This is a genomic window from Lentzea sp. (assembly GCF_035525475.1).
Taxonomy (GTDB): domain Bacteria; phylum Actinomycetota; class Actinomycetes; order Mycobacteriales; family Pseudonocardiaceae; genus Lentzea.
The window spans coordinates 1-10557 of the sequence record NZ_DATLEC010000055.1 but is presented as its reverse complement, the minus strand read 5'-3'; the positions used below and the strand labels follow the sequence as shown (position 1 = coordinate 10557).

10 protein-coding genes are annotated in these 10557 nt (G+C 70.3%); 4 read left to right on the top strand and 6 right to left on the bottom strand.

Going from position 1 to position 10557, the window contains the following annotated elements; genetic code table 11:
- Positions 1 to 32 precede the first annotated feature (32 nt).
- Positions 33 to 2060: a Stk1 family PASTA domain-containing Ser/Thr kinase gene (gene pknB / locus VM306_RS09695; protein WP_325513212.1), complete on the bottom strand. Its 2028-nt coding sequence runs from the start codon at positions 2058 to 2060 to the stop codon at positions 33 to 35.
- A gap of 77 nt (positions 2061 to 2137) precedes the next feature.
- On the opposite strand from pknB, the gene VM306_RS09690 reads away from it, so the two are divergent.
- Both VM306_RS09690 and VM306_RS09685 read left to right on the top strand, forming a co-directional pair.
- Positions 2138 to 2503 (top strand): Rv2175c family DNA-binding protein, encoded by a 366-nt coding sequence (locus VM306_RS09690; RefSeq protein ID WP_325513215.1) that lies wholly within the window; start codon positions 2138 to 2140, stop codon positions 2501 to 2503.
- 69 nt (positions 2504 to 2572) lie between these two features.
- The gene (locus tag VM306_RS09685; protein WP_325513210.1) at positions 2573 to 2998 is read left to right on the top strand and encodes a hypothetical protein; all 426 of its coding nucleotides are present in this window, start codon (positions 2573 to 2575) and stop codon (positions 2996 to 2998) included.
- Positions 2999 to 3006: 8 nt separating this feature from the next.
- Here VM306_RS09685 and VM306_RS09680 read toward each other — a convergent pair whose 3' ends face one another.
- From VM306_RS09680 to VM306_RS09670, 3 genes are all read right to left on the bottom strand, one after another.
- On the bottom strand, positions 3007 to 3867 hold the full coding sequence (locus VM306_RS09680) for a phytoene/squalene synthase family protein (protein ID WP_325513208.1): 861 nt from the start codon (positions 3865 to 3867) through the stop codon (positions 3007 to 3009).
- 10 nt (positions 3868 to 3877) lie between these two features.
- Positions 3878 to 5392: a polyprenol phosphomannose-dependent alpha 1,6 mannosyltransferase MptB gene (gene mptB / locus VM306_RS09675; protein ID WP_325513206.1), complete on the bottom strand. Its 1515-nt coding sequence runs from the start codon at positions 5390 to 5392 to the stop codon at positions 3878 to 3880.
- 114 nt (positions 5393 to 5506) lie between these two features.
- On the bottom strand, positions 5507 to 6574 hold the full coding sequence (locus tag VM306_RS09670) for a polyprenyl synthetase family protein (protein WP_325513204.1): 1068 nt from the start codon (positions 6572 to 6574) through the stop codon (positions 5507 to 5509).
- A 103-nt stretch (positions 6575 to 6677) separates the two neighbouring features.
- On the opposite strand from VM306_RS09670, the gene metF reads away from it, so the two are divergent.
- The gene (metF, locus tag VM306_RS09665) at positions 6678 to 7559 is read left to right on the top strand and encodes a methylenetetrahydrofolate reductase [NAD(P)H] (protein WP_325513202.1); all 882 of its coding nucleotides are present in this window, start codon (positions 6678 to 6680) and stop codon (positions 7557 to 7559) included.
- A 4-nt stretch (positions 7560 to 7563) separates the two neighbouring features.
- Here metF and VM306_RS09660 read toward each other — a convergent pair whose 3' ends face one another.
- On the bottom strand, positions 7564 to 8217 hold the full coding sequence (locus VM306_RS09660) for a DUF3153 domain-containing protein (RefSeq protein WP_325513200.1): 654 nt from the start codon (positions 8215 to 8217) through the stop codon (positions 7564 to 7566).
- 106 nt (positions 8218 to 8323) lie between these two features.
- Here VM306_RS09660 and VM306_RS09655 point away from each other — a divergent pair, with 106 nt between their 5' ends.
- Positions 8324 to 9976 carry a DUF885 domain-containing protein gene (locus VM306_RS09655; RefSeq protein WP_325513198.1) on the top strand — a complete coding sequence of 551 codons (1653 nt, stop codon included), beginning with the start codon at positions 8324 to 8326 and terminating at the stop codon, positions 9974 to 9976.
- A gap of 110 nt (positions 9977 to 10086) precedes the next feature.
- On the opposite strand, the gene VM306_RS09650 is transcribed toward VM306_RS09655, so the two are convergent.
- On the bottom strand, positions 10087 to 10557 hold a 471-nt coding region (locus VM306_RS09650; RefSeq protein WP_325513196.1), incomplete at its 5' end, for a hypothetical protein.

The window sequence follows — 10557 nt, the reverse complement described above, 5'->3', positions numbered from 1 at the left end:
CGTGAACGCGGGGCCCTTCGTCTCGCTCACCGCTAGAGACCGAAGATCGTGATCTCGGTCCCGCGCTTCACCCGCGACCGCGGCGGGATCGACTGGTTCACGACGGTGGCGTTGCCGCTCTTGTTGAACTCGACCTTCACCTTGAGGCCGGCCCGCTCGAGCTCTTCCTTGGCCTCGCGCACCTTCTTGCGCGACACGTCCGGAACCTCGACCTCCCGGTCGTTCTGGAAGAACACGGTGACGCGCTTGGCTCCCGTCCCCTCCAGCACCGTGCCCGCGGCCGGGTCCGTCCGCACCACGCGCGACTGGTCGTTCTCGGCCGCCTCGTCGCCTCCGGCCTCCACCGGCTCGATCCCGGCGCGTTGCAGCTCCGCGAACGCCTCGGTCTTCGTCTTGCCCGTGACGTTCGGGACCGGCGTGCGCGGCGACGGCCCCTTGCTGAGCACGAGGGTCACCGGTTCGTTGATCTTGAGCGCCGTGCCGGGCCGCGGGTCGAGCGCCACGACCTTGCCGATCGGCACCGTGTCGTGGAACGCGTCCTTCGCGGGGTCCTTGGCCGCCTTCAGGCCCGCAGCCTCGATCTCCTTGGTGGCGGCGTCGACCTCGGCGCCCACGCTGACGAACGGCACCACGGGCCTGCCGCGCGACACGATGACCCGCACGGCCTCGTTCTTGCGCAGCTCCGTGTCCTGACCGGGCTCGGAGCGGATGACCTGGCCGAGCGGCACCTCGTCCGACGGCACCTTCTCGATCAGCGGCGTCAGGCCGGCGCTTTGCAGCAGCTGCACGGCGTTCTGCTCGGACTGCCCGACGACCGCGGGCACCGTGGTGTAGCGGCCGGTGCCGAGGAACCACGAGTACAGGCCGACGATCAGCACCAGCACGCCGACCACGGAGCCGCCGATGACGAAGAGCTTCTTCCTGCGCTTGCGCTCCTCCTCGGCCGGGTCGACCTTGGGCTTGCGCGGTGCCCGGTTCTGGGGAGGCCGGCGCCGGGGCGGCTCGGGGCGCTCCATCGTGCGGGTGCCCGCGATGCCCGGCGGCGGCGTCGGCGGACCGGTGTGGACGGTGGTCATCGCCGAGCTCAGGGGCGGCTTCTGCACGACGGGCCTGGTCGCCTCGGCGGCAGACGGGGGAGTGGCGCCGACCGAGACCGGGACCGGTCGCATGACGACGGTCCTGTCGTTCTCGGGCGCCGTGCCGGGGACGGGCACCGGCTGGGGCGTCAGGCCCAGCTCCGCGCCCACGCGCTCCAGCTCGGCGAGGAAGGCGTCGGCGTTCACGGGACGCAGCACCGGGTCGCGCCGGGTCGCCTTGCGCACGAGCGTGTCGAGCGCCAGCGGGATCTCCGGGATCGACGGCACGTCCGAGTTCACGTGCTGGTAGGCCACCGAGATGGGCGTCTCGCCGCGGTACGGCGCCCTGCCCGCCAGCATCTCGTAGAGCACGATGCCGGCCGAGTACACGTCACTGCGCGCGTTCGCGGCGCCCGTCTCGACCTGTTCGGGTGACAGGTAGGCGACGGTGCCCAGGATCTCGCTGTCGCTCGTGACGCCGTTCTCGGCGATCGCGCGGGCCAGCCCGAAGTCCGCCACCTTGACCTGGCCACCGGGCCCGATCAGCACGTTCTCCGGTTTCACGTCGCGATGCACCAGCCCGGCGCGGTGGGCCGCGCCCAACGCCGACAGCACCGGTCCGAGGACGCTCAGCGCGACGGCGGGAGGCAGCTTGCCGCGCTGGTTCAGCAGGTCGCGGAGGTTTCCGCCGTCGACCAGCTCCATCACCAGGTACACCTGGTCACCGTCGACGCCCTGGTCGTGCACGGACACCACGGCCGGGTGGTGCAGCTGGGCCGCCGCCCGCGCCTCGCGTTCGAAACGCGCCACGAACGCCGGGTCCGCCGTCAGGTGCGGATCCATCACCTTGACGGCCACATCGCGATCGAGGCGGGTGTCGCGACCTCGATAGACGGTGGACATGCCACCGCGCGCGAGCACGGCGTCCACCCGGTAGCGCTGCTCGAGCAGTCCACCCATCACGTTCGAAACCGACCTCTCCACAGTGCGAGATGGTAAAGCTCAGGATGACCCGGTTGGCGGAAGGGCGTTCCCAGTTCGGTTATGGCATCGTGACCCCCGTGAGTGCGATTCCTGCCGCTGCGGATGTACTGGCTGCCGACCTCGAGGTTCTCGGCCTCGCCGAGGTGGCCGACCGAATGGGACTTCCGGTCACCCGGGTCCACCAAATGCTGCGCGACGGGCAACTGCTCGCCGAGCGGCGGGCCGGCGTTCTCGTCGTCCCGGAGGCGTTCCTCGCCGCCGGAGGGGTGGTGAAGGGTCTGCCCGGCACCATCACGGTGCTGCGCGACCAGAACTACTCCACGGACGAGATCCTGCGCTGGCTCTTCACGGAGGACGAAAGCCTCCCCGGCACTCCGATCGAAGCATTGCGCGGAGACCGTGGGCGTGAGGTAAAGCGCCGCGCGCAGGCCATGGGCTTCTAGTTCACCCGGAACAGCGGTTTCAGGCGTCTTCGCAGGCGGGAGACGTCTGAAACCCCTGAGCTGGTGGGCATGTCCGAGACTCTGCTCGCCGTTCTCGCTGCCTTCGGCCTGCTGCTCTCGCCGGCCGCCGCCCCCGCGGCCCCCGCCGTCCAGGCGAAGCCCACCACGCTGGAACTGGACGCCGGCGGCGCGAAGGTGAAGCTGAAGAAGGGCAACCAGCTCCAGATCAAGGGCGAGCTCGGCGTCGAGGGCGAGCGGCAGCTCACGCTCGGCCTCGACGTGGTCGCGCAGGTCAGGGTGGGCGCTTCGGCGTGGACCACGATCACCACCACGAACTGCCGGCCGAACGCGACCTTCACCACCCGGCTCACCATCGACGCGTCCGCTGACCTGCGCCTCTTCTTCGCGGGCACAACCGTGTACGCCTCCGCGACGTCGAACGTCGTCGCCGTGGTCGTGGTCTGGCGCGGTCCAGGACGAGGCGGCCGGGGATAAGACCGGGTTCACCTCGTCATCGCCCGTGCGAGCAGTGCCCGCCCGGCGCCGGGCACCGCCACGGCGATCCGCCGCGTCCTCGGCACCGCCACCCGTCGCCACAGCACCTCGCAGCCGACGAGCCCGAGGATGTCGCGGTACAGCGTGAACGCCGTCCGCACGCAGGGCCGCGACGACGGCGACAGCATCGCGATGCCCGGCTCGGCCAACTGATATATCGCATGTGAGTGTGCGACGAGCTCGTCGAGAGCCCTTTGCACCCGGACGTTTGCGCGCCGGTGCAATCGACACCATTGCAAAAGGTCCTGGTCGACGCCGTGCGCGGCGAGCACGTCCTGCGGCAGGTACACGCGGCCGCGGTCGAGGTCCTCGCCGACGTCGCGCAGGAAGTTCGTCAGCTGGAACGCCACCCCGAGCCGTGCCGCGTACGGCTCGGCCTCCGCGCGGGGGACGACGGTGCCGAGCACCGGCAGCATCTGCAGGCCGATGACCTCGGCCGAGCCGCGCATGTAGACGCCGAGCGCGTCGAGGTCGGCGTACTCGGTGACGTCGAGGTCCATCCGCATCGACGCCAGGAAGTCGGTGAACAGCGCCCGGTCGATGCCGTAGCGGCTCGTCGTGTCCGCCAGCGCGTGCAGGACGGCGTTCGACGGAGGTTCGTCCAGCAGCCTTTCCAGCCGGTCGAGCTCGCCCGCGCGGTCGTCCACCCCGGCGGCGTCGACGATCTCGTCGGCCCAGCGCGCGAACGCGTACAGGGCGTGCACGGCGGGGCGTTGGCCGGGTCGCAGCAGCGTCGTGGCGAGGAAGAACGTCTTGCCGTAGCGCGCGTTCACGCGGCGGCAGGCGTCGTAGGCGGCGCCCACGTTCATGGGGCGAGCCTCATTCGTAGCGGGTGGACAAGCCGAACGGGTCCGGCTTCACCAGCGACCGCGCCGCGAGTCCCGACACCACCAGGGCGAAGAAGAGGTAACCCCACGAGTAGAGCGCCGTGTCGCCGTTCGGGAACGTCACGAGCATCAGGAACACCGACGCGACCGTCATCGTGACGAGGGCGCCCGTGCTCCACGCGAACCCGGCGGCGAGCGCCAGCGGCCAGCTGAAGTACCACGGCAGCGTCGCGGGGGAGAGCAGCGCGACGGCCAGCATGGTCAGCGTGCCGCGCTTGATGTTGTCGCGGGCGTCGCCGTCGCGCGCCGCCCACCACTGCGTGTACGCGATCCAGATCAGCACGACCGAGCCGATGCCCCGCGCGACGGCGATGAAGATGCCGCCGTCGACGTAGAGGAACCAGTTGACGACCATGCGCACGAAGTCGCCGACCGCGCTCGGCAGCGACAGCCAGTTGATGATCATCGACGAGCTGCGCAGCGCGGGGATCCAGCCCAGCGTCACCCCGGCGACGGCCGTGCAGGCCGCGAAGGTTCCGAGGAACGCCACGAGGCCGGGCACCAGCGCCTTGCGGAACTGGGCGCGCTTGTCGCCCTCGAGACGCGCCGCCCAGATCCAGATGAGGAACGGCGCGATCACGATCGCCGTCGCCTTCACCGAGAACGCGAGGGCGAGCAGCACGAAGCCGAGGACGTGCCTGCGGTCGAGCACCAGCAGCACGCCGGCGGCCATCAGCCCGATCATCAGCAGGTCGTTGTGCGCGCCTCCGACGAGGTGGACGAGCAGCAGCGGGTTCGCCGCCACCAGCCACAGCGCGATGGTCGACTTGCCGCCCAGGTGCCTGCTCAGGCCCGGCAGCGCCCAGCACAACAGCACCAGCCCGCCCGCGAGCGAGAACCGCATGGCGACGACGCCGAGGATGACGCTCGCGTCCGTCGCCCACACGATCGCCTTCGCGACGAGGATGAACAGCGGCCCGTACGGCGCGGGCGTGTGCTGCCAGACCCAGCTGACGTTCTCGCTGAGCGTGCTCTGCAGCACGGCGGGCCCGACCTGGTACGGGTCGTAGCCGCTCAGCGCGAGCTGCCCCTGCGCCAGGTAGCTGTAGATGTCCTTGCTGAACAGCGGCGGCGCGAAGAGCAGCGGTAACGTCCACACCGTCACGGCGACCAGCACGGCGAAGTCGCCGATCTCACCCCAGCGCACGAGACGGCCCAGGCGCACCCACGCCCAGATGACGAGGCCGAGCCCCAGGTACAGCACCATGCTCGCGAGGTCGCGGCCGTGGCCGTAGCGCAGCCAGCTCAGCCCGACCTGGGCGAGCAGCGGGTCGCGCTCGAGGATCGCGCCGGCGCCCATGCCCCCGAGCGCGATCAGCGCCACGCCCAGCAGGCCGAGCATGGTCGTGCGGATGGGGATGGCGTACGTGTTCGCGCGCACGGCTTGATGCAGCTCCTGCGGAGACACCTCGGAGCTCGTGCGGGGGAGGGACGGAGTTGCTGCCATCGCCCGAACATCGTTGCACAAGGCGGGCAAGCGTCAGCAAGCAACGGGGCACAGCGGCAACGAGGTGTTAATGAACTCTCAGGAAGCGGTGCCGATCTTGGTTCATGATCGACTTCAGAAGGCCCGCTTCGTCGAGCTGATCGCGAGGTCGGCGAGCTTCGCGGCGGCCGGTTCCGCCACGGGAGCCGCGTCGAGCGCGGCCAGCGCGCTCTTCGTCAGTTCCTCGATGCGCTCCTCGACGGCGTCGACGGCGCCGACCTTCACGAGCGTGCGCCGGACCTCCTCCACCGTGTCGAGGTCGAGGTCGGGCTTGCCGAGAGCGATATCCAATATATCAGCGCCGAACTGCATGCCGAGTGCCACGAGCAGCGTCCGCTTGCCCTCGGAGAGATCGTCACCGGCGGGCTTGCCGGTGACCTCCGGGTCGCCGAACACGCCGAGCAGGTCGTCGCGCAGCTGGAACGCCACGCCGATGTCCGCGCCGAACGCCCGCAGTCCGTCGACGAGCTCCGGTGCCCCGCCCGCCATCGCCGCGCCCATGTGCAGCGGCCGCTCGACGGTGTACGCGGCGGTCTTGAGCCGGTCGATGCGCACCGCCGCGTCCGGGGACGAGTCGCCCCGCGCCTGCGTGAGCACGTCCAGGTACTGGCCCGCGAGCATCTCGGTGCGCATGTCCCGCCACGGCTCGCTCATCCGGCGCAGCACGTCGGACGGCAGCCCGGCGGCGAAGAGCATGTCGTCCGCCCACGCCAGCGCGATGTCGCCGATCAGCACGGCGGCCGACATGCCGAACCGCTCCGCCGAGCCGAGCCAGCCCTGCTCGCGGTGCCGCGCGCCGAACGCGATGTGCACGGTCGGCTTGCCCCGGCGCACCGAGGAGGCGTCCATCAGGTCGTCGTGGATCAGCGCGCACGCCTGGATCAGCTCCAGCGAGCTGATCGCCGTGAGCACCTCGCCCGCGAGCTCGCCGTCCGGGTCGCCGCCGGCCGCGCGCCACCCCCACCACGCGAAGGTCGGGCGGATGCGCTTGCCGCCGCCCAGCACGAAGTCCGAGAGCGCGTCGACCGCGCTCGCGAAGCTCGGATCCATCGCTTCGCCGGACGCGCGCCGGGTGGCCAGGTACGTGGTCAACGCTGCTTCGACGTGCCGGGGCAGCGACACGTCGACGGGGTGGTGGGACACACGTCCATGGTCCGCTGTGTCCGGCACCACGCGCATGCCGGGGCCGCGTACCACATCGTGAGCGGGTGTCCCACTCTCCGGAAGTACCACTAGTGTTGGTGCCATGACGTCGGTGGTGGAGCGGCTTCAAGGGGAGTCACCCAAGTTCTCGGTGGAGTTCCTGCCGCCTCGGGACGCCGAGGACGAGAAGGTCCTCTGGAAGGCCGTCCGCGAGCTCGAGGGCCTCGACCCGGCGTTCGTGTCGATCACCTACGGCGCCGGCGGGTCCCGCCGCGACCGCACGATCCGCGCCACCGGCCGCATCGCGCAGGAGACGACGCTGCTGCCGGTCGCGCACCTGACCGCCGTCGACCACTCGGTGGCCGAGCTGCGCAACGTCATCGGCTGGTACGCGGCGATCGGCGTGCGCAACGTCCTCGCGCTGCGCGGCGACCCTCCCGGCGACCCGATGGGCGAGTGGGTCGCGCACCCCGAGGGCCTCAACTACGCCGACGAGCTGGTGTCGCTCGTCCGCGAGCTCGGCGACTTCTGCGTGGGCGTGGCGGCGTTCCCGTACGGGCACCCGCGCTCGGCCGATCTCGACACCGACCTGAAGTTCCTGCTGCGCAAGCTCAACGCGGGCGCGGACTACGCGGTGGCCCAGCTCTTCCACGCGCCGGAGCCGTTCCTGCGGCTGCGCGACAGGGTGGCGGCCGCAGGCTGCTCCGCGGCGATCCTGCCGGGGATCATGCCGATGCTGTCGCCGCGCGGCCTGTCCAAGATCGTGGAGCTGTCCGGCGCCGACCTGCCGCCCGACATCGCGCGCAGGCTGGAGCCGTACGCCGACGACGTCGCGGGGTTCCGCGCGACCGGCATCGACATCGCGACCGAGATGTGCCAGCGGCTGCTCGACGAGGGCGTGCCAGCGCTGCACTTCTACACGATGAACAGGGCCAAGGCGACGCGGGAAGTGCTGGGACGTCTCGGCCTGGTGGCGCGGGCCTGACGTCCTAGGCCACGGCGCTGCGCTTGTGCGCGATGAGCGCGAGGACGACGACGATCAGCGCGGCGCCGCCGGTGAGCCCGGCGACGAGCAGCGCCCAGCCGAAGAACGAGCTGGAGTTCTCGCCCGCGTACTGCACGGTGGCCTGCAGCATCGACGCCTGACCGGGTTTCGGAGACCACGCGATCGTGTTGTTCTCCTCTTCGCGGCCGTTGGTGTTCACGACCTTGCCGGGGAAGCTCACCTTCACCTGGATGTCGGCGCGTTCCACGGGCACCTGGGTCAGGTCGACCGACCCCGAGAGCGTGACAAGATCACCCGACCGGCGGAAGTTCAGGCTGTAGCGGCTGTTCGACGAGCTGGTGGTCATCGACAGCGTGCGTATCTCGTCGAACGACAAGTCGTTGAAGAACAGCTGCGTGCCCGCGTACTGCTCCACCCGGTACGGCTTGGTGGTGACGCGGTTCGCGAGCTCCGGCGGCACCTTGAGCTGGGGACCGGGATCGTTGTCCTGCGTGGGAGGCGTGGCCGCGACGATCTCGCCGGAGACGCGGTCGTCGTCCGACACGGCCATGGCCGCGTAGACGCGAACGCAACCGCTCAGCGAGAAGAGGGTGAGCAGCAGGAAGACCGGCAGCAGAAGTGCCCGGGATCGACGCACCCGGACATCCTGCCAGCACGGGCCGGACGACGCAGTTCCCTCCGTTGGTCGTGAGCTTGACTAACTACCTTTTGGCGCGAACAGGTGCGAGGTAGCGTCTCGGCGCATGGCATCCGTGCACGACATCAGCAACAAATTCGTCAGCGATTACGTGGCGTTGGACCCGATCACGGCCACCAACCTGGGCTTCGCGGGGTCCGACGACCAGCTGACGGACTTCTCACCGGAAGGACACGCGGCGCGCGACGAACTCGCCGTCCGCGCGCTCGCCGAGATCACCGCCGCCCAGCCCGCGGATGCGTCGGAGGAGGCGGCGCGCGCCGTCTTCCTGGAACGGACGGGCCTGGAGCACGAGCGCTACGAGGCCGGCGACGCCGAGTCCTCCCTGAACGTCATCGCGAGCCCGATCCAGTCCGTGCGCGACATCTTCGACCAGATGCCGACGGACACGCCGGAGCAGTGGGCCACGATCGGCCGCCGTCTCTCCGCCGTCCCCGCCGCTTTGGACGGTCTGCGCGCGTCTCTCTCGCACGCCGCCTCTCGCGGGAACGTGTCCGCGCTGCGCCAGGTGACCAAGGTCGCCACGCAGTGCGACGTCTGGTCGTCGACGTTCTTCACCTCGTTCGTCGCGTCGGCCGACGTCGACGGCTCCCTGCGGTCCTCACTGGACGCCGGTGCCGCGGCCGCTTCCGCCGCCTACGCGGACTTCGCCACCTTCCTGCGCACGTCGCTGGCCCCGCTCGCGCCGGAGAAGGACGCCGTCGGCGAGGAGCGCTACCGCCTCGGTTCGCGCTACTTCACCGGCTCGAAGCTCGACCTGGCCGAGGCCTACGCGTGGGGCTGGGAGGAGTTCCTCGGCATCGAGGCCGAGATGAAGGAGGTGGCGTCCCGCCTCAAGCCGGGCGCGTCGCTGGCGGAGACCGCGGCGTACCTCGACGAGAACCCGCGCTACCAGGTGCGGGGCCAGGACGGCCTGCAGGCGTGGATGCAGGAGCTGTCCGACAAGGCCCTGCTCGACCTGCGCGACGTGCACTTCGACCTGCCCGACGCCCTGATGAACCTCGAGTGCCGGATCGCGCCTCCCGGCGGTGGCGTCGGCGCCTACTACACGCCGCCGACCGCGGACTTCAGCCGCCCCGGCCGCATGTGGTGGTCGATCGCCGAGGGCAAGACGGTGTTCCCGACGTGGCGTGAGACCTCGACGGTCTACCACGAGGGCGTGCCGGGCCATCACCTCCAGTGCGCGACGGCCGTGTACCAGTCGAAGACGCTGAACGACTTCCAGCGCCTGCTGTGCTGGGTGTCGGGCCACGGCGAGGGCTGGGCGCTGTACTCGGAACGCCTCATGCGCGAGCTCGGCTACCTCGACGACGACGGCGACCTGCTCGGCATGCTCGACGCGCACCTGTTCCGCGCGGCCCGCGTGATCATCGACATCGGCATGCACCTGGAGCTCGAGATCCCGGCCGGCACCGGCTTCCACCCCGGCGAGCGCTGGACCCCGGAGCTCGGCCTGGAGTTCCTGCTGACCCGCACGCTGCAGGAGCCCGCGGCCTCCCGCGACGAGATCGACCGCTACCTCGGCTGGCCGGGCCAGGCGCCGGCGTACAAGCTCGGCGAGCGCCTCTGGCTGGCCGCGCGCGACGACGTCAAGGCCCGCAAGGGCGCGGCGTTCGACCTCAAGCAGTTCCACAAGGAAGCCCTGGAGATGGGCTCCATGGGACTCGACACGCTACGAGAGCGCCTCGCCGCGCTGTGACGCGCTCGTCGTTGCAACGCCCTGACCTGCGCTGATCAGGCCTTGTGCAATGGACGTTTGCGGTCGACCGCAAACGTCCATCGCACAACCGATATATCGGATATCGGCGTTCAGCTCGCCAGCAGGTCGAAGTGAAAGCCCGCCACGAACAGGAAGAAGCCGAACCACCGCACGTGGTAGCCCGGCTTCTCGCGGTCGAGCGACCACGCCAACGGGCGCGGCACCGCGAAGCCGAAGGCCGCTCCGAGCAGCGACCAGAGCAGTGACACGACGTAGAACGCGAAGCCGGGGACGTAGAGCAGAGGCAGGAACACGAGCAGCCACGGGTGGTCCGTGGTCGTCTCCACCGTCCAGTCGATCAGGCTGTTGTCGATCAGTCCGGCGAGGAAGAAGCCGGCGATCGCCGTGAGCACGAGCAGCTCGACCGTTTCACTGACCTGGTACCGCTCGCGGAACTCCTCTGCCGCCTGAGCTGACCGAGCACGAGCGAAGCTCGCGCCGAGCGCGACAGCCCGCGCACGGGCACGCCGCTGAGCCAGTGGTGCCGGAAGTCGCGCCACGCGTCGAGCGTGGCGAGCAGC

Excerpts from the sequence above, each read along its gene's own strand:
- VM306_RS09685 (WP_325513210.1), top strand. The coding sequence starts at position 2,573 with ATGTCCGAGACTCTGCTCGCCGTTCTCGCTGCCTTCGGCCTGCTGCTC.
- VM306_RS09680 (WP_325513208.1), bottom strand. The coding sequence starts at position 3,867 with ATGAACGTGGGCGCCGCCTACGACGCCTGCCGCCGCGTGAACGCGCGC.
- mptB (WP_325513206.1), bottom strand. The coding sequence starts at position 5,392 with ATGGCAGCAACTCCGTCCCTCCCCCGCACGAGCTCCGAGGTGTCTCCG.
- metF (WP_325513202.1), top strand. The coding sequence starts at position 6,678 with ATGACGTCGGTGGTGGAGCGGCTTCAAGGGGAGTCACCCAAGTTCTCG.
- VM306_RS09655 (WP_325513198.1), top strand. The coding sequence starts at position 8,324 with ATGGCATCCGTGCACGACATCAGCAACAAATTCGTCAGCGATTACGTG.